The organism is Rathayibacter sp. AY1C7, from assembly GCF_002931865.1.
Classification (GTDB): domain Bacteria; phylum Actinomycetota; class Actinomycetes; order Actinomycetales; family Microbacteriaceae; genus Rathayibacter.
This window is the reverse complement of record NZ_PSWB01000002.1, coordinates 141,156-167,123: the sequence shown is the minus strand read 5'-3', so window position 1 is coordinate 167,123 and position 25,968 is coordinate 141,156. Positions and strand designations below refer to the sequence as shown.

The window sequence follows — 25,968 nt, the reverse complement described above, 5'->3', positions numbered from 1 at the left end:
GCCGTCAAGCCTCCGCGCACTCAGGTTCCGCGGGAGGGCGCTCCGATATTCTTGACCGACTTATGCGCTGGGTACACCTTGGGAGGAACATGTGATGCTCCTCATCCTCGTGATCTCGTTCGCGATCGCCGTGGTGACCCCCTGGCTGGTGGACCGGTTCGGGCCGAAGACGTTCTACGCGCTGGCGCTGATCCCGGCCGCGAGCTTCGTCGCCACCGCGACCGCCCTGCCGACGATCCTCGACGGCGGCGAGATCCGCGAGTCCGTGCCGTGGATCCCCGCGCTCGACATCGCCCTCTCCTTCCGCCTGGACGCGCTCTCGATCGTCCTCGCCCTCGTGGTCAGCGGAGTCGGCGCCCTGGTCCTCGCCTACTGCGCGACGTACTTCAGCCGCGACGAGCCCTCGCTGGGCCGGTTCGCAGCGCTCCTGTCCGCGTTCGCCGGAGTGATGTACGGGCTGGTCACGGCCGACGACGTGATCATCCTCTTCGTCTTCTGGGAGGCGACGAGCGTCCTCTCCTACCTCCTCATCGGCCACTACAGCGGGCGCAAGGAGAGCCGGGGTGCCGGGCTCCAGGCGCTCCTGGTCACGACTCTCGGCGGGCTGGCGATGCTGGTCGGGATCATCGTCCTGATCGTGCAGGCCGGTACCACCAGCCTCTCCGGGATCGTCGCCGCCGCCCCCTCCGGCCCGATCGTGTCGACGGCGCTGGTGCTCGTACTGCTCGGCGCGTTCTCGAAGTCCGCCCTGGTGCCGTTCCACTTCTGGTTGCCGGCCGCGATGGCCGCTCCCACGCCGGTCAGCGCCTACCTGCACGCCGCCGCGATGGTGAAGGCGGGCATCTACCTCGTCGCGCGCCTCGCGCCGGGCTTCGCCGACGACTCCGTCTGGCTGCCCGTGGTGGTGAGCGTCGGAGTCTGGACCATGCTCGTCGGCGGCTGGCGCTCGCTCCGGCAGTACGACCTCAAGCTCGTGCTGGCCTACGGCACCGTCAGCCAGCTCGGCTTCCTGACCGTCGCCGTCGGCTTCGGCTCGCGCGACGCCGCGCTGGCCGGACTGACCCTGCTCGTCGCCCACGCCCTCTTCAAGGCGCTGCTCTTCCTCACCGTCGGCATCGTCGACCACCGCGCCGGCACGCGCGACCTCCGCAAGCTCAGCGGCCTGGGACGGCAGGCGCCGGTGCTCGCGGGCGCCGCCCTCGTCGGCGTGCTGTCGATGGCGGGCATCCCGCCGCTGCTGGGCTTCGTCGCCAAGGAGGCCGTGTTCACGAGCCTGATCTCGGCGATCGAGCAGGGCTCGTTCTGGGCCTGGGTCGCGCTGGTCGGCCTCGTCCTCGGCTCGATCCTCACCGTGGCCTACTCCGCGCGCTTCTTCTGGGGCGCCTTCGCCCGGAAGAAGGGGCTCGAGGACACGCACCTGCACGCCGAGCCGTGGACCTTCACCGCCGCCCCGGTGCTGCTGGCCGCCGCCAGCGTGATCGGCGGGATCGCCGCCTCCGTGCTCGACCCGCTCGTCGCCGTCTACGCGGACACCCTCCCCTACGCCGCCCCGGACGCTGACCCGGAGCTCGCCGCCGCCGCGGAGGCCTCCGACCACGGCGGCTACCACCTCGCGCTCTGGCACGGCTTCGAGCCCGCGCTGGCACTCAGCGCCCTCGTGATCGCCGTCGGACTCCTGCTCTTCGCCAAGCGCGTCGCCGTCGCGCGCGCCCAGTCGATGCTGCCCAACCGGATCGACTCCGCCGAGGGCTACTGGGCCACCGTCCGCTGGCTCGACCGTGTCGCCAGCACGGTCACCGAGTCCGTCCAGCGCGGCTCGCTCCCCCGCTACCTGACGGTGATCTTCGCGGTCTTCGTCCTCGGCGTCGGCGGTGCGGCCGCCCTCAACCGCACCTGGCCGGGCGATCTCGTCTTCTGGGACAGCCCGGGCCAGCTCGCGGTCGCGGCCGTGATGATCCTCGCGGCGGTGCTGTGCGCGATCGCCCGCAACCGCGTCGCCGCCGTGCTGCTGGCCGGCGCCACCGGCTACGGGATGGTGGCCCTCTTCGCCCTGCAGGGTGCACCAGACCTCGCCCTCACCCAGGCGCTCATCGAGACGGTGACCCTCGTGGTCTTCGTCCTGGTGCTGCGCCGCCTCCCGACCCGCATCGCCGCGAAGCACCAGCCGATGCGCAAGCGCCTGCGCGCCGTCATCGGCATCGCGGTCGGAGCGGTCATGGCCCTCGCCGCCACCATCGCCCTCGGCGCCCGGACCGCGACGCCGATCTCGGCCGAGCTGCCCCGCCTCGCCTACGAGGAGGGCAAGGGCCGCAACATCGTCAACGTCCTGCTCGTCGACATCCGCGCCTGGGACACGATGGGCGAGATCTCGGTCCTCGTCGTGGTCGCCACCGGCGTCGCGAGCCTGATCTTCCTCTCCAGCCGGGCCGGAGGCGCTCCCCGCCTCGAGTCGCAGAGCGCCGACGACCGCCGCGAGCGCGCGATGGACCTGACCACCTCCTCCGCCGACGCCGAGCGCGACGGCGACCGCGGCTCCTGGCTCGTCGCCGGGCGCACGCTCCGGCCGGAGAACCGCTCGATCGTGCTCGAGGTGCTGGTGCGCCTGCTCTTCCACCCCGCGATGATCGTGTCGGTCTACCTGCTCTTCACCGGACACAACACCCCGGGCGGAGGCTTCGCGGGCGGCCTGCTCGCCGGTCTCGCCCTCGTCGCGCGCTACCTCGCCGGCGGCCGCTTCGAGCTCGGCGAGGCCGCGCCGATCGACGCGGGCAAGGTCCTCGGACTCGGCCTCTTCTTCGCCGTCGGCACGGCCGTCTCCTCCCTCGCCTTCGGCCTCGAGGTCCTCGAGTCGAGCTGGCTCGACCTCGAGGTGCCGGTGCTGGGCGAGCTCCACCTGGGCACGTCCACCCTCTTCGACATCGGGGTGTACCTGATCGTGATCGGCCTCGCCCTCGACATCCTCCGCAGCCTCGGCGGCGAGGTCGACCGCCACGGCGAGGAGGCCGAGCAGGGCTCCCCCTCGGGCGACGGCGTCACGCACTCGACGGACAGCACCCCCGGCCCCGGCCAGGGCACGGTCGACGGGCTCGAGACCTCGCTCCCCACCGGCTCCACGGTCGTCGGCGGACCGGGCAGGGGGGACGGCGCATGAGCATCACCCTCGTCCTCGTCGTCGTGATGGCGGTGATGTACGCGGCGGGCGTCTACCAGATGCTCGAGCGCAGCCTCACCCGCATCCTGATCGGGTTCCTGCTCGTCGGGAACGCGACCAACATCCTCATCCTGCTGATGGCCGGCCGCTCGGGCATCGCGCCGTTCGTCACCGACGACGGGCGCTCCTACGAGCAGATCGCCGCCGAGATGGCCGACCCGCTGCCGCAGGCGCTGATCCTCACCGCGATCGTGATCACCTTCGGGGTGTCCGCCTTCCTCCTCGCGATGATCTACCGGCGCTGGCGCCTCGCCAACGCCGACCAGGTGGAGGACGACGAGACCGACGCCTCCGTCCGCGAGGACGCGGCGGGCATCTCGGCCCAGACCACCGCCGACGACCGGGCGCTCGACGTCCTGCTCGAGTCCAGCGACGAGGGCACCGCCGCCAAGCACGGGGAGAGCGCCATGACCGACGACAGGAAGGAGGACCGATGAACGCCCTGATCCCGCTCGTCGTCACCCTCCCCCTCCTGGGAGCGGCCGTCGCGCTGATCCTCGGACGCCACCGGCGCGCGCAGATCACCGTGAACATCGTGACGCTCTCGAGCGTTCTGGTGATCTCCTCGGTGATGCTCGTGCTGGTCCTCACCGGCGACGGAGGCGGCAGCGCCGTCTACGTGGGCGGCTGGGAGCCGCCGTGGGGCATCGTGCTGGTCGTCGATCCGCTCGCCGCGCTGATGCTCGTGATCACCTCGATCACCCTGCTGGGCGTCCTGCTGTTCTCGGTCGGCCAGGGCCTCGTCGACGGCAACCGCGAGACGCCGGTCACGATCTTCCACCCGACCTACCTGATCCTTTCGGCGGGCATCCTCAACGCCTTCGTCGCGGGCGACCTCTTCAACCTCTACGTCGGCTTCGAGATCCTGCTGGCCGCGAGCTACGTGCTGATCACCCTGGGCGGCACCGCGCCGCGGATCCGCGCCGGCACGACCTACGTGGTCGTCAGCCTGGTCTCGAGCGTGTTCTTCCTCTCGGCCATCGGCCTGCTCTACGGCGCCACCGGCACGGTCAACATGGCGCAGCTCTCGATCCGCATCGCCGAGCTCCCCGCCGACGTGCAGCTGGTGCTCCACGTGGTGCTGCTGCTCGGCTTCGGGATCAAGGCGGCCGTGTTCCCCCTGTCGTTCTGGCTCCCGGACTCGTACCCCACGGCTCCGGCGCCGGTCACCGCCGTCTTCGCCGGACTCCTCACCAAGGTCGGCGTGTACGCGCTGATCCGCACCGAGACCCTGCTCTTCCCCGGCGGGAGGCTGAGCGAGGTGCTGCTGGTGGTGGCGCTGCTGACGCTGATCGTCGGCATCCTCGGCGCCGTCGCGCAGGCCGACATCAAGCGGATGCTGTCCTTCACGCTGGTCTCGCACATCGGCTACATGGTCTTCGGGATCGCCGTGGGCACCCCGGCCGGCTACGCGGCGACGATCTTCTACGTCATCCACCACATCACGGTGCAGACGACGCTCTTCCTCGCGACCGGCCTGATCGAGCGCGTCGGCGGCACCACCTCGATCCTGCGCCTCGGCGGGCTGCTCAAGGCCTCGCCGCTGCTGGCGCTGCTCTACTTCATCCCCGCGATGAACCTCGGCGGGATCCCGCCGTTCACCGGCTTCCTCGGCAAGGTGGGGCTCTTCGTCGCCGGCACGGAGGCGGCCGTCGACCAGCCGTCGTGGCTGATCTGGGCCGTCATCGCCGCCGGAGCCGTCACCTCGCTCCTGACCCTCTACGCCGTCGCGCGCGTCTGGAACATGGTCTTCTGGCGCCGGCAGGAGGAGGTGCCCGGCTACGAGTCGCCCCTGATCGACCAGCTGCAGGAGGACCCCGACGACACGGGCAGCATCCGCACCCGCCACTCGCCGCCCATGATGGTGCTCGCCACCGCGGGGATGGTCGTCGTCGGCGTCGTGCTGACCGTCGGCGCCGGTCCCCTCTACGACGCGAGCGAGCGAGCGGCGAGCGCGGTCGCCGACCCCGCGACCTACATCGCGACCGTCTACCGCGACTCGTCCTTCGGAGAGGAGGGGCCGCGATGAGCCCCCGCCGCCGCGTCGACATCTGGAACCGCGTCGCGATGTTCGTGACCCTCGTCGGGATCTGGGTGCTGCTCTGGGACGACGTCTCGGTGCTGTCGATCGTCACCGGCTTCCTGGTCGCCCTGCTGATCACCCGGGTGTTCTACCTGCCGCCGGTCGAGTTCTCGAACCGCATCAACCCGTGGTTCGTGCTCCTCTTCCTCCTGCGCCTGCTGGCCGACATCGCGGTGGCCTCGGTGCGGGTGTCCTGGCAGATCCTGACCCTGCCGGTCCCGGTGCACAACGCCATCGTCGCCGTGCACCTGCGCAGCCGCTCCGAGGGGATGCTCGTCTGGACGACGGAGGCCGTCTCGCTCGTCCCCGGCTCCCTGGTGATCGACGTGGACCCGCAGCTGAACGTCCTCTACCTGCACGTGCTCGGCGTGACCCACGACGAGGGCGAGCGGATCGACGAGGTGCGCCGGACGGTCCTCCGGACGGAAGCGCGCATCGTCCGGGCCATCGGCTCCCGCGAGGACGTGCAGCGCGTGAATCGGCCGATCGAGGCCGGATCGGGGGTGGTCCGGTGATCGACTGGCTGATCTGGATCCTGGTGCCGGTCTTCGGCGCCGCCTGCCTGCTCGCGCTCGTGCGGATCCTCCGCGGTCCGTCCGTGCTCGACCGGGTCGTCGCGGCCGACGTGCTCGTCGCGACGATCATCTGCGGGATCGGCGCCGAGATGGCGGTCAACCACCACGCGCGGACCCTGCCCGTCGCGCTCGGGCTCGCGCTGTTCGCCGTCTTCGGATCGATCAGCGTCGCCAAGTTCATGGCCAACCGCGAGGAGGACTGACATGGACCTGTTCTTCGACGTGCTCACCGCTGTGCTGCTGCTGGTCGGCGCCCTGCTCTCGCTGCTGGCCGCGATCGGCTTGATGCGGTTCGACGACCTGCTCTCCCGGATGCACGCGGGCACGAAGCCGCAGGTGCTCGGACTGATCTGCGTGATGCTCGCGGTCGCCATCCGGAACCCCGGCTTCGCCGCCGCGGGGACCATCGTGCTGGTGATCGGCTTCCAGCTGCTGACCGTGCCCGTCTCGGCGCACATGGTCGGCCGGGCGGCCTACCGGGCCGAGGCCGTCTCTCCCGGGTACCTCGTCGCCGACGAGCTCGCGGAGGCGGTCACCCGCGCCGACGAGCAGGCCCGCGCGACCGGGCCCGAGACCGCGCACGCGTCCGAGGAGCGGGCGCGCACCTCCTCCGCGCCCCCGCCCGAGGACGAGGACGGCCCGGCCGCGACCGCCTAGGCGACGAGGACGAGCTGCACGGCGGAGGCGCCGGTCATGCTGCGCAGCGCGAATCCGCCGATCGCGAGGGTGACGGCGACCAGGCCGCCGACCAGCAGCACCAGCAGCGGCACCACCCACAGCAGCGCCCGTCGGCGTCGGGCTCGGGCCTCGTCCGGCGTCTCATCGATCACCCGTCGACTGTACGGGACGGCGGAGGGCGTGCCCCCGGCGCCCCTGAGCCGCCCGATAAACTCGACCCCATGACCCTGGACTCCGCTCTCTCCGGCGCGCCCGAGAACTCCCCCGGCCCCGACTCCGAGGCCGAGCACCGCCGGGGAGCCGAGTGGTGGCGCACCGCCGTCATCTACCAGATCTACCCGCGCTCCTTCGCGGACGCGGACGGCGACGGCATCGGCGACCTGCCCGGCATCGCCTCGCGCCTCGAGAGCCTCGCCGAGCTCGGCGTCGACGCGATCTGGCTCTCGCCCTTCATGACCTCGCCGCAGAAGGACGCGGGCTACGACGTCGCCGACTACTGCGACGTCGATCCGCTCTTCGGCACCCTCGCCGACTTCGACGCGATGCTCGCCCGCGCTCACGCCCTGGGCATCCGGATCATCGTCGACCTCGTCCCCAACCACTCCTCCAGCGCCCACCGCTGGTTCCAGGAGGCGCTCGCCGCTCCCGCGGGCAGCGCCGAGCGGGCGCGCTACCTGTTCCGCGACGGCCGGGGCGAGTCGGGCGAGCTGCCCCCGAACAACTGGGAGTCTGTCTTCGGCGGCCCCGCGTGGACCCGCGTCATGGAGCCCGACGGCTCGGCCGGCCAGTGGTACCTGCACCTCTTCGACACCTCGCAGCCCGACTTCGACTGGACGAACGAGTGGGTGCGCGAGCGCTTCCGGGAGGTCCTCCGATTCTGGCTCGACCGCGGCGTCGACGGCTTCCGCGTCGACGTGGCGCACGGGATGATCAAGGCCGAGGGGCTGCCCGACTACACGCCGCCCGCCGACAGCGGGTCGATGGGCGGAGTCGCTCCCGCCGACGGCGAGGAGCCCGCCACCGCCCCCTACTGGGCGCAGGACGGCGTCCACGAGATCTACCGCGACTGGCACTCCCTGCTCGCCGAGTACCCGGACGACCGCGTGCTCTGCGCCGAGGCGTGGGTGCAGCCGCTCTCCAAGCTCGCCCGCTGGGTCCGCCCCGACGAGATGCACCAGGCCTTCAACTTCGCCTACCTCGAGACCCCGTGGAGCGCACCCGCCCTCCGCGACATCATCGACTCCTCCGTCGAGGCCTTCGCCGCCGTCGGCGCCCCGTCGACCTGGGTGCTGTCGAACCACGACGTCGTGCGCCACGCGAGCCGCCTGGCACTGACGTCCGACAACCCGCAGGGCTACGGCATCGGCCCGCGCACGCCCGGACTCCCCGACCCCGTCCTGGGGCTGCGCCGCGCTCGTGCCGCGACCGCCCTCATGCTCGCGCTCCCCGGCTCCGCCTACGTCTACCAGGGCGAGGAGCTCGGGCTCCCCGAGGCGATCGACCTGCCGGACTCGGCGCGTCAGGACCCGACCTGGTTCCGCACCGGCGGCGAGCGCTACGGCCGTGACGGCTGCCGGGTGCCGATCCCGTGGGAGGCGGACGCGCCCGCGTACGGCTTCAGCGGCTCCGGCGACTCCTGGCTGCCGCAGCCCGGCGACTGGGCGCCGCTCGCGCGCGACCGCCAACGCGGTGTCGCGGGCTCGACGCTCGAGCTGTACCGGTCCCTGCTCGCGGTGCGCCGCGCCGAGGACCTGGGCTCCGGCGCCGTCGAATGGCTCGAGGGCTACCCGGAGGACGTCGTGGCGTTCCGCAACGGAACGGTCACGGTGATCGCGAACGTCGGCGAGGCTCCGGTCGAGCTGCCCGTCGGCTACGTGGTGCTGTCCTCGGAGGAGCTGCACGAGCCGGCGCTGCCCGCCGACACCACGGTCTGGCTGCGCGCGGAGTAGCGGGCCGCGGGGTCCGCCCGGCGACTCCCGCGTCCCGCCGCCGGGTCAGCGCCCGGCGTTGGCCTTGAGCCAGAGGTAGGAGTCGACCTTCGTCACGCCGTCGAGGCGGATCTCGAAGTGCAGGTGCGGGCCGGTCGACATGCCGGTCGTGCCCACCAGGCCGAGCAGCTGGCCGACCTTCACCGGGTCGCCCTCGGACACGGCCGCCGAGCCGTGCTGCATGTGCGCGTACACGCTCGAGACGAGCTGCCCGTCGATCTCGTGGTCGACGATCACGTGCACGCCGAGCGAGCCCTCGCCGTCGATGACCGTGCGCACGACGCCGTCGGCGATCGCCTGGATGGGCGAGCCGTCGCCCGGGTTGAAGTCGGTGCCGCCGTGGTTCACCGAGCAGCCCGCGCAGTTGCGGTAGCCGAAGCGGTCGCCCACCGGCACGCCGACGGCGAAGGGCCACTGGATGGACGCGTTCGGGTCGTTCGTGAAGCCGGTGTCGGAGGTGCGGACGATGTCGGCGACGTTGGTCTGCGTCTTGCGCTCCTGCACGCCGAAGCCGTCGCGGGCGACCGTCTCGGCGCTGACCTCGCCGGCGACGAACGACTGCGCGCCGCGGCGGGCGTCGGCGCCGAAGGGGGTCGAGAGGCTCTGCGCCTGCACGTCCTCCGCGGTCAGGAGCGATGTGGCCGGCAGAGAGGTCGCCGCCACGATGGCCGCGACGAAGGAGAGGGCGACGAGTCCGCCGACCCGGGCCCGGCGCACGGGCCGGAGCGGCGTCGCGCGCGGTGCGGGGACGGGGGCCGGGGCGTTGCGGACCGAGGCGACGCGGCGCTCCGCCTCGCGCAGCTGCTCCGCCGTGGGTGCCGCGAGGAGGTCGTCGGAGCCGCTCGCCAGCGAGACGTCGGAGGCGAGGGCCAGAGCGCGCTCGCGCTCGCGGAGTTCGCGACGGGAGAGGGGTGGAGTCGATTCGCCGGGGGTCGATGCAGGGGCAGCGGGGGCGGGCGAATCGGGGCTCACGAAATCGATGTCTTCCGTCGGGGGCAGGGGACGAGCGGGCCTCCAGGGAGAGGCACCGCTCGGTTACGTGAGCGCAGCCTGTGCGAACATCACGAATTCATAAAGGATAACCACGGCCGGCGGGATCCGGCCAGAGGCCGCCGCGCACAGGCGCGATCGGGGCACGACGCGCGGCGAGCCCCGGCGGGATCCTGCGCCGATCCGCCTCTCGGCGCACGGAATCCTTGTCGGCCCGGCCTGGGAGAGCGGTTACACCTCGTCCGCGCGCAGGCGGCGCAGCAGATCCTCCAGCTCGGCGAAGAGAGGATCCGGTGCCGCGATGAGCAGGCCGGAGCCGAAGGGCGCGCCGTCGAGTCCCGCGACCCGCGCGCCCGCCTCCTCGGCGATGAGGGCGCCCGCAGCGAGGTCCCACGGGTTCAGGCCCCGCTCGTAGTACGCGTTCAGCTGCCCGGTGGCCACCGAGCACAGGTCGAGCGCCGCCGAGCCGATGCGGCGGATGTCGCGGACCGAGCCCAGGAGCTCCTGCACCACGGCGCCCTGACGCATCCGGCGGCCCGCGTCGTAGCCGAAGCCGGTGCCGACCAGCGCGAGCGAGAGGGAGGAGGGAGCCGAGACCTGCAGCGCGACTCCGTCCCGCTCGGCTCCCCCGCCTCGGCTGGCCGTGGTCACCTCGCCCGTCGCTCCGTTCACGACCGCGCCGGCGAGCGCGGTCCAGGTCGCGGGATCCGGCTCCCCCTCCACCACAGCGATGCTGACCGCGTAGGAGGGGATGCCGTAGAGGTAGTTGACGGTCCCGTCGATCGGATCGACGACCCAGGTCAGCCCGCTCGTGCCGCCCCCCGACCCCGACTCCTCGCCGAGGAAGCCGTCGTCCGGACGCGCCTCGGCCAGGCGCCGGCGGATCAGCTCCTCGACCTCCCGGTCCGCGGCCGTCACCACGTCCTCCGGGGACGACTTCGACGCGGCGATCTCGACACCGTCCTGCCGCCGCTGGCGGGCGAGGTGCGCCGCCTCGACGGCGATCGAGCGGGCGATGGCGAGGAGGGGGGCGTTGTCGCTCATGGCCCCAGCCTAGGGATCGGGCCCATCATGGGGGGATGAGCACCCCTATCGCCCTCACGGGAGCCACCGGAGCCGTGGGCGGTCGCGTCGCGCGCGAGCTCGCCGACGCCGGTCACGCCCTCCGCCTGCTGGTCCGCGACCCGTCCCGCGCGCCCGAGCTCCCCGGGGCCGAGGTGGTGCGCTCCTCCTTCGCCGACGCGGGCGACTCGCTCGAGGGCGTGCGCCTCCTCCTGATGGTCTCCGCCTCCGAGAACGAGGAGCGCCGCGCCGAGCACCTCGCGTTCGTCGACGCAGCCGCCGCCGCGGGTGTCGAGCACGTCGTCTACACCTCCTTCGCCGGAGCCGCACCCGACGCGGTCTTCACCCTCGCCCGAGACCACGCGGCCACCGAGGACGCGATCCGCCGCTCCGGCATGGGCTGGACGTTCCTCCGCGACAACCTCTACCTCGACTTCCTGCCCGCGATGCTCGGCGACGACGGCGCGATCCGCGGACCCGCGGGATCGGGCCGTGCCGCCGTCGTCGCGCGCGAGGACGTGGCACGCTCGGCCGCGGCGGTCCTCCGCTCCCCCTCCGAGCACCGCGGAGCCGCCTACGAGCTGACCGGACCCGAGGCCCTCACCCTCGACGAGGTCGCCGCGACACTGACGGCGGCCGGCCGCCCCGCCGTGTTCGTCGACGAGACCCTCGAGGAGGCGTACGCATCTCGCCGCCGGTGGAACGCACCGGACTGGCAGCTGGACGCCTGGGTCAGCACCTACTCCGCGATCGCCGCCGGACAGCTGGAGCACGTCTCGGGCGACGTCGAGCGGCTGACCGGACGGCCGCCGCTCTCCCTCGCGGGGTTCCTGGAGCAGGAGGCGCGGGGCTGAGGCGACGGCGCGGGCCTGGCCGACAGCGCGGGCCGGGCGACCGCGGAGGCCGGGCCGACGGCGTGCGGGGTGCGACGGGACGAAGACGCCGGGCCCGGCGATCCGCCGGACCGGTGCTCCCCCGGAAAGGCACTCCGCCGGAACGGCGATCCCCCGATATGCGGAACGCCCCGCGCATCTCGTGATGTCGGGGCGTCTGCTGGGTGTTCCTGCTCGGTGGCGAGTGAGGGATTCGAACCCCCGAAGGCTACGCCGTCTGATTTACAGTCAGATCCCTTTGGCCGCTAGGGTAACTCGCCGTGGCGCACCCGACCGCGTGTTCACAACCGGAGGCACTCAGCAAGGATACCCACGCGACCGGCGGATCGGAAATCGGTGCCGCGAGGCCTCAGTCCGCCTCCGCCGCGTAGCGGGACGCCGCCTCCGCGACCTTCCCCGCGTAGCTCCCGGCCGGGTTGTAGGCCGCGATCGCCGCCCGCCATCCCGACTCCGTCGAGAGGTCGCCGCCGGCGTCGCAGAGGTACCGGGCGGCGGTCACCGCCTGCTGGTCCACGTTCTGCGGATCCCATCCGCTCGACGCCCACGCCATCCACGTCGCGGGGATGATCTGCAGCGGACCCATCGCCCGGTCGACCTCGGCGTCGCCGTCCAGAGCCCCGCCGTCGTTGTCGGGGACCCGGTCGAAGCGCGTTCCGTCCAGGCGCGGACCGTAGATCGGCTCCGTCGGCCGCCCGTCCTCGCCCAGCTCGCCGCCGTCGATCGTGCCGTGCCTGCTCTCGACGTAGCCGATGCCGGCCAGGGTCGCCCAGTCCAACCGGCAGTCGGGGTCGACCGACGCCGTGAGGAGGGCCGTGCCCGCGTAGGCGGTGAGCGCACGCAGCGGGATGCCGCTCCCCTCGGACGCCGTGCCCAGCCACGCCTCGTCGGCGAGCAGTCGCACCGGCGTCGCCGCGGCCTGCTCGGGATCCTCCAGCACGACGGGGTCGGCCGCGACGGGAGCGGTCGCCGCGGGAGGGACGGTGGACAGGCCCTCCTCGACCGTCAGGGCGGGCGGCCGCTGGCCGCAGCCGGCCAGGAGGAGGCCGGCGAGCGGGACGAGGACGAGAACGGGGAGGCGGCGCACCCCTCAGAGGTACCAGCCGCGCCTGGGGCCGGGCTCCGCCACGCCTGAAAGCTAAACTCGGAGCCATGGCAGATTCAACGTTCGACGTCGTCAGCAAGATCGACAAGATGGAGGCGGACAACGCCCTGAACCAGGCCCACAAGGAGGTCGAGCAGCGCTACGACTTCAAGAACGTCGGCGCCTCGATCGCCTGGAGCGGCGAGAAGATCCTGATCAAGGCCAACACCGAGGAGCGGGCGAACGCCATCCTCGACGTCTTCCAGTCGAAGCTGATCAAGCGCGGCATCAGCCTCAAGAGCCTCGACGCGGGCGAGCCCTTCGCGTCCGGCAAGGAGTACCGGATCGAGGCCACCCTCAAGGAGGGCATCGACCAGGAGCACGCGAAGAAGATCAACAAGCTCATCCGCGACGAGGCGCCGAAGTCGGTCAAGTCGCAGATCCAGGGCGACGAGCTCCGCGTCTCCTCGAAGAGCCGCGACGACCTCCAGGCGACCATGGCGCTCCTGCGCGGGGCCGACCTCGAGCTCGACCTCCAGTTCGTCAACTTCCGCTGAGGAATGACGCACACGGGAGCACGCGCGTGACCGCCGGCATCGACGAGCCCGACCGGCGGGGCCGCACCGGACTCGACCGGGAGGGCCTCGACCTCGTCGGGAACCCCGACGTCGTCGTGAAGGAGGTCACCCTCCTCTCGAGCGACTGGTACGTCCTCCGCACCACCCGCTTCGACTACCGGCACCGCGACGGCAGCTGGACCAGCGAGCAGCGCGAGACGTACGACCGGGGGAACGGCGCGGCGGTCCTGCTCTACGACCCCGACGCGCGCACCGTCGTCCTGATCCGGCAGTTCCGCTACCCCGCGTACGTGAACGGCGACCTCGACGGGATGCTCCTCGAAGTGCCCGCCGGTCTCCTGGACGAGGACGGGCCCGAGGAGGGCGCCCGCCGGGAGGCGTCCGAGGAGACCGGACTCGAGGTCGGCCGGCTCGAGCACGTGTTCGACGCGTTCATGAGCCCCGGCTCGGTCACCGAGAAGCTGCACTTCTACGCCGGCCGCTACCGCGCGGGCACCCGCAGCGGAGCGTTCGCGGGACTCGCCGACGAGGGCGAGGACATCGAGGTACTCGAGCTCTCGTTCGACGAGGCGCTGACCCAGATCGGCGTGCAGATCGTCGACGCGAAGACGATCATGCTCCTGCAGTGGGCGGCTCTGTCCGGCCCGTTCTCGCGCTGACGCGCGAGCGTCGCGGCTGCGGACGCGTCAGCGCGCGTACTCGGCGAGGGCGCGTCCGGTCAGCGTGTCCGCCGCCGCGAGCCCGACCGGAGTCCCCTCGAAGACGATCGTCCCTCCGTCGTGCCCGGCTCCGGGCCCCACGTCGATGATCCAGTCCGCGTGCGCCATCAGGGCGCGGTGGTGCTCGATCACCACGACCGAGTTCCCGGAGTCGACCAGCCGGTCGAGCAGTCCGAGCAGCGTGTCGACGTCCGCGAGGTGCAGGCCCGTGGTCGGCTCGTCGAGCAGGTAGACGGATCCGGACGAGGTCATGTTGATCGCGAGCTTGAGGCGCTGGCGCTCGCCCCCGGACAGCGTGTTCAACGGCTGTCCGAGCGTGAGGTAGCCGAGACCGACGTCGACGAGACGGGCGAGCACCGTGTGCGCCGGTCCGCTCGCGAAGAACTCCGCGGCGTCGACGATCGGCATCGAGAGCACCTCGTGGATGTTCCTCCCGCGGAGGCGGTACTCGAGCACCTCAGCGGTGAACCGCTTGCCGTCGCACTCCTCGCAGACCGACGAGACCGTCGCGGCGGGGCCCAGCTCGGTGAAGATCATCCCGGCCCCCTTGCAGACGGGGCAGGCGCCTGCCGAGTTCGCGCTGAAGAGCGCCGGTCTCACACCGTTCGCCTTCGCGAAGACCGCCCGGATCGCGTCGAGGACCCCGGTGTAGGTCGCCGGATTGCTGCGCCGCGAGCCGCGGATCGGCGACTGGTCGGCCACCACCACGCCGGGCCGACCCGCGAGCGAGCCGTGCAGGAGCGACGACTTCCCCGACCCTGCGACTCCGGTGACGACGGTCAGCACGCCCAGCGGGACGTCCACGTCGACGCCGCGGAGGTTGTGCGTGGAGGCCCCGCGGATCTCCACCGCCCCGGTCGGACGGCGCACGGCCTCCTTCAACGGGACGCGGTGACCGAGATGACGGCCCGTCAGGGTGTCCGACGTGCGCAGCTGCGCCACCGACCCCTCGAACCGCAGCTCGCCGCCGTGCGCACCGGCCCTCGGACCGAGGTCGACCACGTGATCGGCGATCTCGATGATCTCCGGCTTGTGCTCGACCACCAGGACGGTGTTGCCCTTGTCCCGCAGGCGGCGCAGCAGCTCGATCATCCGCGAGACGTCGTGCGGATGCAGACCCGCCGTCGGCTCGTCGAAGACGTAGGTGACGTCCGTGAGGCTCGACCCCAGATGCCGCACCATCTTGACCCGCTGCGCCTCACCGCCCGAGAGGGTGCCCGACTCCCGATCGAGCGACAGGTAGCCGAGGCCGACCTGGACGAGGGCGTCGAGCGTCCCGAGGAGGGTCTCGACGATCGGAGCGACGGACGGCGCCTGCAGTCCGCGGAGCCACGCGGCGAGGTCGGTCGCCTGCAGCGCGGCGCACTCGGCGATGTTCCGGCCCCCGATGCGCGACTCCAGCGCCACCCGGGTGAGCCGGCCGCCTCCGCACTCGGGACAGGCGGCGAAGGTGGCCACCCGCTCGGCGAAGGCGCGGATGTGCGGCTGCGCCGCCTCCTTCGCCAGGTAGAGGCGGGTGACCTTCACCAGGAGGCCCTCGTAGGTCATCGTCATCCCGGCGATGGCCATCTTCGTGGCCGGACGGTGGAGGAACGCGTCCATCTGCTCGGGCGTGAAATCGGCGATCGGCACATCGGCCGGATAGAGGCCCGACTCGGCGAGGCCCTTCCAGTACCAGCCGCCGACGACGAAGTTGGGGATCGCATCGAGAGCGCCGCCCTCGAGCGACTTCGAGCGGTCGATCAGCGCGTCGAGGTCGATGCTCGACACCCGGCCCGTCCCCTCGCACCGCGGGCACATCCCCTCCGGCAGGTTGAAGGAGAACGCACCGCTCGTGCCCGCGTGCGGATCGCCGATCCGGCTGAAGAGGATCCGCAGCATCGTGTACGCGTCGGTCGCCGTGCCGACCGTGGACCGGCCGTTCGACCCCATCCGCTCCTGGTCGACGACGATCGTGGCCGACAGTCCGTCGAGCGACTCCACGTCCGGGCGGGCCGGCGACCCCATGAACTGCTGCACGAAGGCGGAGTAGGTCTCGTTGATGAGGCGCTGGGACTCGGCCGCGATGGTGCCGAAGACGAGCGACGACTTGCCGGAGCCCGAGACCCCGGTGAACACGGTGATCCTCCGCTTCGGGATGTCGACGTCGATTCCCCGGAGGTTGTTCTGGCGCGCACCGCGCACCCGGATGACGTCGTGGGGCGAGGCCGTGGTCATGCTGTCTCCGTCCAGAGCGGTGCCCGAATCCTAGAGGAGGTGCGCGGCGTCCGCGCCGGAACGACGAACGGCCCCCCCGGAGTGCACCGGAGGGCCGTTCGGAGAGCACGCGTCAGAGCGCGACCGGCTCCGCCCGCGAGATCGCGATCATGTCCTCGCGAGGAACGACCTTCACGCGCGCACGGCCCTCGGGCTCGCCGAGCGCCATCTCGTGCTCGTCCAGCCGGTGCCAGCCGTCGAGATCCGTGTAGGCGATCTCCCGCTCCTCGAGCAGGGCGACCACGGCCGCCTCCTCGGGGTGCTCGGGCGTCCACCAGGACGCCTGGTCGTTGAGCACGTGCGCGACGGTCTCCATGGCGTCGGACTTGGTGTGCCCGATGAGGCCCACCGGTCCGCGCTTGATCCAGCCGGTCGCGTAGACGCCGTGGACCTGCTGGTCCTCGTCGTCCAGGACCTGGCCCTCGCGGTTCGGGATCACGCCGCGCATCTCGTCGAACGGGAGGCCGTCGAGCGGCGAGCCGAAGTAGCCGACCGCGCGGTACACGGCCTGCACGGGGACCTCGCGGATCTCACCCGTGCCGCGCACTCCGCCCTCGCCGTCCGGCTCGGTGCGCTCGTACCGGATCGCGCCGACCCGACCCGATCCGTCGTCCACGAACTCGAGCGGCTTCGCCCAGAAGTGCAGGTGGAGACGACGCGAGGCGCTCCCGACCTCGCGGGTGCGCCACTGGTTGAGCACCCGGTTGATGACCATGACCTGCTTGTTGGTCGCGATGGCGGCCTCCGAAGCGGGATCGAGGTCGAAGTCCTCGTCGGCGACGATCATGTCGACGTCGCGCAGCTCGCCCAGCTCGCGCAGCTCCAGCGGCGTGAACTTCACCTGAGCGGGACCGCGGCGCCCGAAGACGTGCACGTCGGTGACGGGAGAAGCCTTCAGCCCCTCGTAGACGTTCGGCGGGACCTCGGTGGGCAGGAGGTCCTCGGCGTGCTTCGCCAGCATCCGCGAGACGTCGAGCGCGACGTTGCCGTTGCCGATGACAGCGACGGAGGACGCCTCCAGCGGCCAGGTGCGCGACACATCGGGGTGGCCGTCGAACCAGCTGACGAAGTCGGCCGCACCGTAGGAGCCCTGGAGCTCGACACCCGGGACGTCGAGCGGAGCGTCGCGGACGGCGCCGGTCGCGAAGATCACGGCGTGGTAGTGCCGCTTGAGATCCTCGAGCGTGATGTCGGTCCCGAAGTGCACGTTGCCGAAGATGCGGATGTCGCCCCGGTCGAGCACCTCCCGCAGCGCGGTGATGATCCCCTTGATGCGCGGGTGATCGGGCGCGACGCCGTAGCGGACCAGGCCGTAGGGCGCGGGCAGGTGCTCGAACAGATCGATCGAGACGTCGTACTTCTTCTCGGCCTTGATCATGAGGTCGGCGGCGTAGATGCCCGCGGGACCCGCGCCGACGATGGCCAGCCTGAGCTTGGTCATTGCGTTCCTCCTGCCGGGGCGCCGCAGCGCACAACCGGTCTCATTCCTGCGGCGCAGGGCGCGCCGCGACGATCGGGGTCAGCCGTTGCGCTCGACGACGGTGTCGGCGAAGCGCGTCAGCGCCTTGCGGACGGAGCCGTCGGGCAGCGGAGCGAGGGCGGCGACGGCCTCGTCGGCCCACCGGTGGGCCTCGGCGAGGGTCTGCGCGGTGACGTCGTGATCGCGCAGCTGAGCGATGGCGTCCGAGATGTCGGCGCTCTGCTCCTCCGTGTGCGCGATGGCGTCGTTCGAGCGGCTCACATAGCTCTCGATGCGGGCGAGGAGAGCCGCGGCGTCCCTGTCCGAGGAGGCGCGCTCGCGCAGGCGCAGGATCGGCAGCGTCGACACGCCGGCGCGGATGTCCGTGCCGGGGTTCTTGCCGGTCTCCTCCGGCTGGGGAGAGAGGTCGATGACGTCGTCGACGATCTGGAAGGCGACGCCGATCTTCTCGCCGAAGACGCGCATGGCCTCCTCGTACTCCTCCGGAGCCTCCGAGAACGCGACTCCCGTGCGGCCCGCCGCGGCGATCAGGGACCCGGTCTTGTCGGCCAGGACGGACAGGTAGTGCTCGACCGGGTCCTCGCCGTCGGTCGGGCCGACCGTCTCGTGCAGCTGCCCGAGGACGAGACGCTCGAACGTGTCGGCCTGGAGCCGGATCGCCTTGTCGCCGAGCTCGACCATCAGCTGGTTCGCGCGGGCGAAGAGCAGATCGCCCGTCAGGATGGCCACGTTGTTGCCCCACACGGTCTGCGCCGACGGGACGCCGCGGCGCTTCTCCGCCTCGTCCATGACGTCGTCGTGATAGAGCGATGCGAGATGCGTGATCTCGATCGCCTGCGCACCGAGCAGGACCTGCGGCGTGTTGCCGCGGCCCAGCGACGCGGCCAGGAGGGTGAGCATCGGGCGCACGCGCTTGCCGCCCGCCTCGAGGAGGTACCGGGTGGAGACGTCGGCCACGGCGTCCGCGAAGGACAGCTGCCGGACGAGACCCTCCTCGACCTGCTCCAGACCCGCGTCGATCGTGCGGGCGAGAGCGCGGTCCGACGAGGAGGAGAAGATGCGCTCGGAGAGGCCGAGCTGCGCCGTCAGAGACGGGCTGCGACGGGCGACGGGCGCAGTGGCGTTCACAGGGAAACCCTAACGTCTCGGCCTGTGCGGACCCCGGTCGTCATCGGGTCGCCGCGATCGGCTTGACGCCGCGGTGCAGCGCCACGATGCCCGCGGTCAGATCGCGGTAGGCCACACGCTCGAAGCCCGCCGCGCGGAGCCAGGCGGCGACGACGCTCTGCTCCGGCCAGGCCCGGATGGAATCGCCGAGATAGTCGTACGCAGGATTGTTCGACGACGCGAGGCGCACGACGGCGGGCATGACCGTCGACAGGTAGAAGTCGTACGCGGCGGCCAGCGGAGCGATCGGCGGAGTCGAGAACTCGCAGATCACGACCCGGCCGCCGGGCTTCAGCACACGCAGGAACTCGGCGAGCGCCGTCCTCGGCTCGGCCACGTTGCGCAGACCGAACGAGATGGTCACGGCGTCGAACGACTCGTCCTCGAACGGGAGGTCCATCGCGTCGGCCTGGACGAACTCGATCCGGTCGTTGCCCGCCTGACGGCGACGGCCGACGGCGATCATCCCCGGGGAGAAGTCGGCTGCGACGACCTGGGCGCCCGACCGCGCCAGCGACGCGCTCGACGTTCCGGTGCCGGCCGCGATGTCGAGGATGCGCTCACCGGGAGCAGGGTTGACGGCGCGAGTCGTCGCGATCCGCCAGAGCCGGTCGTTCCCCACCGAGAGGAGTCCGTTCACCAGGTCGTAGGCGGGAGCCACGGTGTCGAACATCGAGGCGACCTCGTCGGGCCGTTTGGTGAGGTCTGCCTTCGTCACGATCCGCAAGTCTACGGCGAGACGAGGGACGGCGGCTGTGCATCCGCCGTCCCGCGCCCGGTCGGCGCGCTCCCCCCTGGGGAAGCGCCGGGACCGCCCCGCTCCGCCTCGCGCGGCGGCCCCGGACCGGATCACGGTAGCAACGGAGCCCTGCGCCCCGAGCCCCGCGGCATGGGACGTCCCATCCTCTGGCGCGGGCGTACCCTGCTGAGGTGACGCTCATCGGCGCTGGAACCCCCCTGCTGCGTGCGGAGACGACTCCACTGGACTCTCCGCCGTCGCTCCTCTCCCACTCCGACCCGAGGCGGCCCCTCCTCTGGCAGCGCGACGGCGCCGGCCTCAGCGCACGCGGCGAGGCCCTGCGCCTCGAGTTCTCGGGCCCGGAACGGCTGCGGGAGGCGGCGGCAACCTGGCGTCGGCTCTGCGACGCGGCGACGGTGGAGGACCGGGTCGGACTGCCCGGGACGGGGCTGGTCGCGTTCGGGACCTTCGCTTTCTCGAGCCGATCCGAGGCGACGAGCGTGCTGATCGTGCCGCGCACCGTGATCGGGACGCGCGACGGCCGGTCATGGCTGACGCGGATCACGATCGGCGAGGCGGAGGGACCGGATACGCCGGGCGAGGAGCCGCTGGGGGCGGAGTACCACGTGCCGCTCTCGCCGGGTGCGCTGCCGCCGGACGGGTACCGCGCGGCGGTCGCTGCCGCGGTGGAGACGATCCGGTCGGGCGAGCTGTCCAAGGTCGTGATCGCGCGCGATCTGCAGGGGCGGCTCCCGCCGGGGGCGGACCTGCGTCGGATGCTGGGTGCGCTCACCGAGCGTTACCCGGACTGCTGGGGCTTCGCCGTGGACGGATTCCTCGGCGCCAGTCCGGAGACGCTGGTCGCGGTCGATCGGGGCGAGATCTCGGCGAGGGTGTTGGCCGGCACGGCTGCACGCGGAGCGGACCCCCTCGCCGACGCGGACGTGGAAGCCGCTCTGCTCGAGAGTCCGAAGGACCGCTCAGAGCACGCTTTCGCTCTCGCCAGTCTGGTCCGGGAGCTCGAGCCCCACACACGGGAGCTGACGGCCGGCGCCGCCCCGTTCACGCTCCGCCTGCCGAACCTCTGGCACCTCGCGACGGACGTGCGAGGAATTCTGGACGACTCCTCCAGCGCGCTCGATCTCGTCGATGCTCTTCACCCGACCGCCGCAGTGGCCGGCACTCCGACCGCCGACGCCCTTGCGCTCATCGAGCACCTGGAGCCCTTCGACCGCGGTCGGTACGCAGGACCCGTCGGCTGGATCGACGGCAACGGCGACGGCGAGTGGGCTGTCGGACTCCGCAGCGCCGAGGTCACGGCCGAGGGCGCGGTCACGGCCTGGGCGGGCGCCGGCATCGTGGCCGACAGCGTTCCCGAGTCCGAGCTCGCCGAGACCCGCATGAAGTTCCGCCCGATCACCGACGCGCTGGCCTGACGCACGTCGGGAGTCGTTGAAGCCGTCGGCTACCCGGCGCCTACCCCGCCGGGTCCCCGTCGAGCCGGGGAGCACCCGGCCGTCGTCCTGCGCCCACCGGCGGACGCCCGGGCAGTGCCGGCGGCCGGGTCGTCACGCGACGGCCGGTCGGTGTGGTCCAGTCCGCTGTGCCGTCCGGATGGAGCAGATACGTCCACCGGTCGCCGTGGCGCACGTGGTGGTGGGCGACGCACAGGGAGGCGAGGTTGTCGGGAGTCGTCTCTCCCCCGTTCCGCCATTCGACGCTGTGGTCGGTCTCCGTCGAGGACGCCGGCCGGGTGCAGCCCGGGAAGCGGCAGGTCTGGTCGCGGAGGCGGACCAGCAGCCTCATCCTCGGCGGCGGGAGGCGGTGGCGGCGCCCGACGGAGACGACCGCGCCGGTCTCCTCGTCGGTCAGCACGGGAGTGAAGGCGGCGGCGTCGTCGATGAGCGCTCGCACCGCCTCGGCAGGGATCGGCCCGTAGCCGTCGAGCTCGGCGGCCGCCTCGTCGTCACCCGCGGCGGTGCTCGCCGCCACGGTGACTCTCACCTCGGCCCGCAGCCCGGTCGAGGGCGCCGCGGCTCCCTCCGGAGTGGTCCCCGCCACGTCCCCGTGGCAGAGCAGGTCGGCCCACGCATCGGCGCGGAGCTGCGCCAGCGTCCGCAGATCGCGGTCCCCTTCGGCGCCGTCCCGCAGATCCCTCGCGATGCGATCGAGCCGGGCGAGCGCTCCGACGGCCTCGGGCGCGGGGACGTGCGCGCACACCGTCGCCATGCCGTCGATCCCGGCTGTCATCCACACCCGGCGGTCCTCACGGGCGCGAGCGTGCCGCTCGGCGAGGGGCTCGTCGTGCAGCTCCTCCCGCACCCGCGCGAGGGCGTGGCGCAGCTGCCCCGGGGTCAGCGTCTCCGCGAGGTCGACGGCCCGGTCGTCGTAGGCCGCGCGCGCCGCTGCCGGGAGGGTCGCCGCGACGGAGCAGACGAGCTGGCCGGCCTCCCAGCGCATCCTGGCGTCGGCGAGCGCGGAACGGGTCCGCGGCAGCTCCTCCATCAGGAGCGAGGCGTGCAGCAGCTCCCTGGCGGCGGTGCGCTCGGAGACCCCGAGGGCGACGGCGAACTCCGCTCGGATCGACCGTTCGACGAGGTCCGTCGCATCCTTGCTGTCCGCCGAGGAGCCTCGGGCGAACGCGTCGGGACAGGCCAGCGCCGCGCAGTGTCCCGCGTGCAGCGCCTCCGCCGCGGACAGGAGCACCGGGGAGGCGCTCCTCGCGAGCGCCGCCGCCCGGTCGCCGAGGGCGAGGACCTCTCCTCGCACGGTCTCCGCATCAGCCATTCCTCCAGCGAAGCAGCAGCTGACGAGCTGCGGAGCTCGAACGAGGCGTCCCCGGGAGAACAGCGTCCGACGACGACCTGTGGAGGACCGTCCGACCGGACCCGCGCGGACTCAGCGCTCGAGCCGGATCTCCACGATGCCCGGCCCGTCACCCGGCGAGGTCAGCGCCTGCTCCAGCTCGCCGCGCGTCGCCGCACGACGGTGGCCCCACCCGTAGGCGCGCGCGAGAGCCTCCAGATCGGCGCTCTGCGGGGTGAACTGCACGCGGTCGAACGCATCGGGATGCGAGCTCGACGCGACCTCGAGTCCGTCGAAGATCGTGCCGCCCCCGTCGTTCACGACGACGAGCTGCACGCGCGGGCGTCGCTCTCCGGGCGGGAGGAGGAGGCCGCCGGCCTCGTGGAGCAGAGTGAGATCGCCGAGGACCGCCCGGGTGACTCCGCCGGCTCCCTGCTCGGTCGCCTGCGAAGCCACCGCGATCCCGAGAGCCGTCGAGATCGTGCCGTCGATGCCGGCGAGGCCGCGGTTCGCCAGGACGGATATCCGCTTGCCAGGCAGGGTCCCGTCGGCGACGCGGATCAGCCGCGACGCTCCGAACAGCAGCCGGTCGTGCGGCCAGGTGACCTTCCAGACCGCGGCGACGACGAAGTCGCGGGTGAGCGGTGCCCTGATCGCGGCGAGGGCGTTGCGCGCGTAGCCGCGGCGGTCCTCGACCGACATCGACCCGGCGTCGGGGACCTCGTCCAGCTCGTCGGGGTCGACCGTCAGGGCGCGGCTCGCGGACACCCAGGATCCGGCCCAGGCGCGCTCGCCGCGCTCGGGACGCGGCGACCCCTCGGGTCGGACCACGTCGACGCCTCCGACGCGGCGGGCGCGCCGGCCGGGGTTGTAGAACTGCTCGCGCACGGCGTCCACGACGATGACCTCGACGTCCTCGCGCCGCAGCAGCTCGGGGACCTCGCGGGAGAGCGTCGGGTGTCCGAGCACGATCGCCCGGCGGATGCGTCCGCCGAAGTCGGGCTCGCCGAGCAGGCCCCGCCAGGCGACGACGAGCTGCGGTCCGAAGCGGGCGCCGGAGGAGACCTCGGCGAGCAGCGGCCAGTCGCCGGCGCGAGCGATCTCCTCGGCCGCGGCGCCCGCCTTGTCCCCGGCGATGACGACCGTGAGCGGCTCATCAGGGCCGGCGGTCACGACGGCACGCGGGATCCCGGATCCGACGGCGGGCGACGAGACCGGTTCGATCCGCTCGATGTCCGGCAGAGCGGAGGAGAGCGGATCGCGGAAGGAGAGGTTCAGGTGGACCGGCCCGCGGCGCGCCGCGGTGACGGCACGATCGGCGAGCGCCCGCGCGTCCTCGGGCAGGGAGGCGTCGTCCGGAGCAGCGACGTCCTCGAACAGCCGCGCGGCTCGCCCGTACAGCTCGCGCTGCTCGGCCGTCTGGTTCGAGCGGATGCCGCGCAGCTCGTCGGGCCGGTCGGCGGTCAGGACGATCATCGGCACGTCCGAGGCGTCCGCCTCGAGCACGGCCGGGTGCAGGTTCGCGGTCGCCGTGCCGGAGGTCGTGATGACGAGCGCCGGCATCCCGGATTCGAGGGCGAGGCCCAGCGCCAGGAACCCCGCGGAGCGCTCGTCGATCCGCACGTGCAGCCGGACGTCGCCGCGGGTCTCGAGCTCGGCCGCCACCAGGGCGAGCGCCTGCGAGCGGGAGCCCGGAGCGACGACGACGTCGCGGACGCCGAGCGCGACGAAGCGGGTGAGGAGGTCGACCGCGAATCGGGTGGAGGGGGCGACCGGCCGGTGCTCAGGCATCCCGGCGGCCGGGGCCGTCGGCCTCGCCCTGCTCGTCCATGTCGGCGAGGTCGCGCTCGAGCTGGGCGATGCGCTCGGCCTGCAGGCGTTCCTCCTCGGGGTCGCGCTCGGTGCGGAGGGTGCCGAGGAAGTCGGGGTCGTCGTCCGGAGCGGTGTAGCGGCGGCCGGCGGCGCGCTGCTTTCGGGGGCGGCCGATCCAGAACCACAGTCCCGCACCGATGACCGGGAGGATCAGCACGACCAGGAGCCAGGACCACTTCGGGATCGCCCGCACGGCGTGACGGTTGCTCATCGCGACGTCGATCACGGTGTAGACCGTGAAGACGGCGAGGGCCACGAGCAGGCCGATGACGAGGCGGATCATGGACACGAGTCTACGTCCGGCACCCCCGTCGGGAAGGGTCCGCACGGACGCTGGACAGGAGGCTCCCACGGTGCTCACGGAAGCGCGTGCAGGGGCCGACGTACACTGTCCCGGTGAAACTGAGCCGCGCGGTCGTCGTCTACTCGCTCCTGCGCCTGGCGATGTTCGCCGGCGTCTTCGTGCTGGTGTACCTGCCGGCGCGCACCTTCGTCGACTCGGAGCTGACGGCCGCGGTCACCGCGGGCTTCGTCGCCGCGATCGCGAGCCTGTCCCTCTCCTACATCCTGCTGAGGAAGCCCCGCGAGCGCATCGCGGAGGCGATCTACGAGCGCCGCAAGGACGTCCCGCGCGCCCCGACCGACGACGACGTCGAGGACGCCGCGGTCGACGCGACCCGCGACGACCGCTGACCCGGGCGCTCCCGCCGGCGAGGGCTCCCCTCGGACGCGCTGACCCCGCTCGCACCAGGCCCGGCACGCAACAGCCGTTCTCACCCGAATCCGGCCCACCCGAGCCCGCCTCGTGCGAGCCGCCGCTCTAGAACGCCAGCGCCGCCCCGAGGATGACCGCGTAGGCGAGCCCGCCCAGGCTGGTCAGCTGCAGCGCCAGGATGAGCTCCTTCGCCGTCTTCGCCGTCAGGGTGATCAGGATGGCCGGCAGGATCATCAGAAGCACGAAGAGCGTCAGCCATGCCAGCGGGTAGAACAGCGCGAGGATCACCGCGATGCCGAACGGGATCAGCACGAAGCCCGTGTAGATCGCCCGGGACACGGCCGGTCCCGCGAGGACCGCGAGGGTCCGCTTGCCCGAGAGGCGGTCGGTCGGGATGTCGCGGATGTTGTTGACCATGAGCACGGCGCAGGCGAACAGGCCCGCCGCCACGGCGCCGAGCCACGACTCCTGGTTGGTGCGGCCGATCTGCACGAACGTGGTGCCGACGGTGGCGACCAGGCCGAAGAACACGAAGACGAAGAGCTCGCCGAGTCCGAGGTAGCCGTAGGGGCGGCGTCCGCCGGTGTAGAACCAGCCGGCCGCGATCGCCGCCGCGCCGACGATCAGGAACCACCACTGCCCCGAGAGGGCGGTGAGCACGAGGCCGGCGACGGCCGCGATCCCGAAGAAGACCAGGGCGACGGTGAGCACCTGGCGGGGCTTCGCCGCTCCGGAGCCGGTCAGCCGCGAGGGTCCGACGCGGTTGGCGTCGGTGCCGCGCACGCCGTCGGAGTAGTCGTTGGCGTAGTTGACGGCGATCTGCAGGGCGAGCGAGACGGCCAGGCAGAGCAGGGCGCGCACCCAGTGCCAGCCCTCGTCGACGACCTGGGTCGCTCCGGTGCCGATGAGCACGGGGGCGACGGCCAGCGGGAGGGTGCGGAGGCGGGCGCCGGCGATCCACTCGCGGGGACCGGCGGGCTTCACGACGACCGCTCGCGGGCTGCCCCCGGGGCGGCCGCTGGAGGACTTCTTCTTGCGACTCGTACTCGACACGGAGGGAATCCTACCCACCGGCC

General features: G+C 72.3%; 24 protein-coding genes and 1 tRNA gene. 12 read left to right on the top strand and 13 right to left on the bottom strand.

Annotated features, from left to right (window positions below):
* The first annotated feature begins 94 nt into the window (after nt 1-94).
* The 6 genes from C5C69_RS01740 to mnhG are packed head-to-tail and all read left to right on the top strand — an operon-like array spanning nt 95 to nt 6,526.
* Nucleotides 95-3,151 carry a Na+/H+ antiporter subunit A gene (locus C5C69_RS01740; RefSeq protein ID WP_104257170.1) on the top strand — a complete coding sequence of 1,019 codons (3,057 nt, stop codon included), beginning with the start codon at nt 95-97 and terminating at the stop codon, nt 3,149-3,151.
* A complete protein-coding gene (locus tag C5C69_RS01735) occupies nt 3,148-3,648 on the top strand; it encodes a Na(+)/H(+) antiporter subunit C (protein ID WP_104223614.1) in 501 nt (166 codons plus the stop codon). The genes C5C69_RS01740 and C5C69_RS01735 overlap by 4 nt, the downstream gene beginning before the upstream one ends.
* Nucleotides 3,645-5,240, top strand: coding sequence for a Na+/H+ antiporter subunit D (locus C5C69_RS01730; RefSeq protein ID WP_104227034.1), 1,596 nt, complete (start codon nt 3,645-3,647; stop codon nt 5,238-5,240). The genes C5C69_RS01735 and C5C69_RS01730 overlap by 4 nt, the downstream gene beginning before the upstream one ends.
* Complete coding sequence (locus tag C5C69_RS01725; protein ID WP_104234245.1) at nt 5,237-5,809, top strand: Na+/H+ antiporter subunit E; 573 nt, start codon at nt 5,237-5,239, stop codon at nt 5,807-5,809. The genes C5C69_RS01730 and C5C69_RS01725 overlap by 4 nt, the downstream gene beginning before the upstream one ends.
* Entirely contained in the window at nt 5,806-6,072 is a 267-nt protein-coding gene (locus C5C69_RS01720; protein ID WP_308470711.1) for a monovalent cation/H+ antiporter complex subunit F, read from the top strand. The genes C5C69_RS01725 and C5C69_RS01720 overlap by 4 nt, the downstream gene beginning before the upstream one ends.
* A gap of 1 nt (nt 6,073) precedes the next feature.
* Complete coding sequence (mnhG, locus tag C5C69_RS01715) at nt 6,074-6,526, top strand: monovalent cation/H(+) antiporter subunit G (protein WP_244229587.1); 453 nt, start codon at nt 6,074-6,076, stop codon at nt 6,524-6,526.
* Here mnhG and C5C69_RS16825 read toward each other — a convergent pair.
* A complete protein-coding gene (locus tag C5C69_RS16825) occupies nt 6,523-6,699 on the bottom strand; it encodes a hypothetical protein (RefSeq protein ID WP_159939698.1) in 177 nt (58 codons plus the stop codon). The two genes, mnhG and C5C69_RS16825, sit on opposite strands and share 4 nt — an antisense overlap.
* A gap of 69 nt (nt 6,700-6,768) precedes the next feature.
* Here C5C69_RS16825 and C5C69_RS01710 point away from each other — a divergent pair, with 69 nt between their 5' ends.
* Nucleotides 6,769-8,496: a glycoside hydrolase family 13 protein gene (locus C5C69_RS01710; protein ID WP_104257169.1), complete on the top strand. Its 1,728-nt coding sequence runs from the start codon at nt 6,769-6,771 to the stop codon at nt 8,494-8,496.
* Between the two features lie 45 nt (nt 8,497-8,541).
* Here the strand turns inward: C5C69_RS01710 and C5C69_RS17360 are convergent, their stop codons facing one another.
* Together C5C69_RS17360 and C5C69_RS01700 are read right to left on the bottom strand one after the other, a co-directional pair.
* The gene (locus C5C69_RS17360; protein WP_104295595.1) at nt 8,542-9,507 is read right to left on the bottom strand and encodes a M23 family metallopeptidase; all 966 of its coding nucleotides are present in this window, start codon (nt 9,505-9,507) and stop codon (nt 8,542-8,544) included.
* 249 nt (nt 9,508-9,756) lie between these two features.
* A complete protein-coding gene (locus C5C69_RS01700; RefSeq protein ID WP_104223609.1) occupies nt 9,757-10,569 on the bottom strand; it encodes an inositol monophosphatase family protein in 813 nt (270 codons plus the stop codon).
* Nucleotides 10,570-10,604: 35 nt separating this feature from the next.
* Here C5C69_RS01700 and C5C69_RS01695 point away from each other — a divergent pair, with 35 nt between their 5' ends.
* Nucleotides 10,605-11,441 (top strand): SDR family oxidoreductase, encoded by an 837-nt coding sequence (locus C5C69_RS01695; RefSeq protein ID WP_104257167.1) that lies wholly within the window; start codon nt 10,605-10,607, stop codon nt 11,439-11,441.
* Nucleotides 11,442-11,658: 217 nt separating this feature from the next.
* Here C5C69_RS01695 and C5C69_RS01690 read toward each other — a convergent pair.
* Nucleotides 11,659-11,740, bottom strand: a tRNA-Tyr gene (locus tag C5C69_RS01690).
* An 89-nt stretch (nt 11,741-11,829) separates the two neighbouring features.
* Nucleotides 11,830-12,564 carry a hypothetical protein gene (locus tag C5C69_RS01685; protein WP_104247936.1) on the bottom strand — a complete coding sequence of 245 codons (735 nt, stop codon included), beginning with the start codon at nt 12,562-12,564 and terminating at the stop codon, nt 11,830-11,832.
* 65 nt (nt 12,565-12,629) lie between these two features.
* Here C5C69_RS01685 and C5C69_RS01680 point away from each other — a divergent pair, with 65 nt between their 5' ends.
* Together C5C69_RS01680 and C5C69_RS01675 are read left to right on the top strand one after the other, a co-directional pair.
* Entirely contained in the window at nt 12,630-13,118 is a 489-nt protein-coding gene (locus C5C69_RS01680; RefSeq protein ID WP_104223606.1) for a YajQ family cyclic di-GMP-binding protein, read from the top strand.
* Between the two features lie 26 nt (nt 13,119-13,144).
* Nucleotides 13,145-13,798 (top strand): NUDIX domain-containing protein, encoded by a 654-nt coding sequence (locus C5C69_RS01675; protein ID WP_104257166.1) that lies wholly within the window; start codon nt 13,145-13,147, stop codon nt 13,796-13,798.
* Between the two features lie 27 nt (nt 13,799-13,825).
* On the opposite strand, the gene C5C69_RS01670 is transcribed toward C5C69_RS01675, so the two are convergent.
* The 4 genes from C5C69_RS01670 to ubiE form a co-directional block, all read right to left on the bottom strand.
* Nucleotides 13,826-16,075 (bottom strand): excinuclease ABC subunit UvrA, encoded by a 2,250-nt coding sequence (locus C5C69_RS01670; RefSeq protein ID WP_104257165.1) that lies wholly within the window; start codon nt 16,073-16,075, stop codon nt 13,826-13,828.
* Between the two features lie 112 nt (nt 16,076-16,187).
* Nucleotides 16,188-17,555, bottom strand: coding sequence for an FAD-dependent oxidoreductase (locus C5C69_RS01665; RefSeq protein WP_104257164.1), 1,368 nt, complete (start codon nt 17,553-17,555; stop codon nt 16,188-16,190).
* Nucleotides 17,556-17,633: 78 nt separating this feature from the next.
* Entirely contained in the window at nt 17,634-18,722 is a 1,089-nt protein-coding gene (locus tag C5C69_RS01660; protein ID WP_104233415.1) for a polyprenyl synthetase family protein, read from the bottom strand.
* 40 nt (nt 18,723-18,762) lie between these two features.
* On the bottom strand, nt 18,763-19,479 hold the full coding sequence (gene ubiE, locus C5C69_RS01655; RefSeq protein ID WP_104226060.1) for a bifunctional demethylmenaquinone methyltransferase/2-methoxy-6-polyprenyl-1,4-benzoquinol methylase UbiE: 717 nt from the start codon (nt 19,477-19,479) through the stop codon (nt 18,763-18,765).
* Between the two features lie 212 nt (nt 19,480-19,691).
* Between ubiE and C5C69_RS01650 the strand changes: the two genes are divergently transcribed.
* Nucleotides 19,692-20,936 (top strand): isochorismate synthase MenF, encoded by a 1,245-nt coding sequence (locus C5C69_RS01650; protein WP_374953563.1) that lies wholly within the window; start codon nt 19,692-19,694, stop codon nt 20,934-20,936.
* Nucleotides 20,937-20,976: 40 nt separating this feature from the next.
* On the opposite strand, the gene C5C69_RS01645 is transcribed toward C5C69_RS01650, so the two are convergent.
* The 3 genes from C5C69_RS01645 to C5C69_RS01635 form a co-directional block, all read right to left on the bottom strand.
* The gene (locus C5C69_RS01645; protein WP_104257163.1) at nt 20,977-22,287 is read right to left on the bottom strand and encodes an HNH endonuclease signature motif containing protein; all 1,311 of its coding nucleotides are present in this window, start codon (nt 22,285-22,287) and stop codon (nt 20,977-20,979) included.
* A gap of 111 nt (nt 22,288-22,398) precedes the next feature.
* A complete protein-coding gene (menD, locus tag C5C69_RS01640) occupies nt 22,399-24,096 on the bottom strand; it encodes a 2-succinyl-5-enolpyruvyl-6-hydroxy-3-cyclohexene-1-carboxylic-acid synthase (RefSeq protein WP_104233417.1) in 1,698 nt (565 codons plus the stop codon).
* Nucleotides 24,089-24,460 (bottom strand): PLD nuclease N-terminal domain-containing protein, encoded by a 372-nt coding sequence (locus C5C69_RS01635; RefSeq protein WP_104225908.1) that lies wholly within the window; start codon nt 24,458-24,460, stop codon nt 24,089-24,091. Before C5C69_RS01635 ends, menD begins: the two co-directional genes overlap by 8 nt.
* Nucleotides 24,461-24,573: 113 nt before the next feature.
* On the opposite strand from C5C69_RS01635, the gene C5C69_RS01630 reads away from it, so the two are divergent.
* A complete protein-coding gene (locus tag C5C69_RS01630; protein ID WP_104239140.1) occupies nt 24,574-24,870 on the top strand; it encodes a DUF4229 domain-containing protein in 297 nt (98 codons plus the stop codon).
* A gap of 127 nt (nt 24,871-24,997) precedes the next feature.
* Here the strand turns inward: C5C69_RS01630 and C5C69_RS01625 are convergent, their stop codons facing one another.
* Nucleotides 24,998-25,945, bottom strand: a complete 948-nt coding sequence (locus C5C69_RS01625) for a 1,4-dihydroxy-2-naphthoate polyprenyltransferase (RefSeq protein WP_374953116.1) — start codon at nt 25,943-25,945, stop codon at nt 24,998-25,000.
* Between the last annotated feature and the right edge of the window lie 23 nt (nt 25,946-25,968).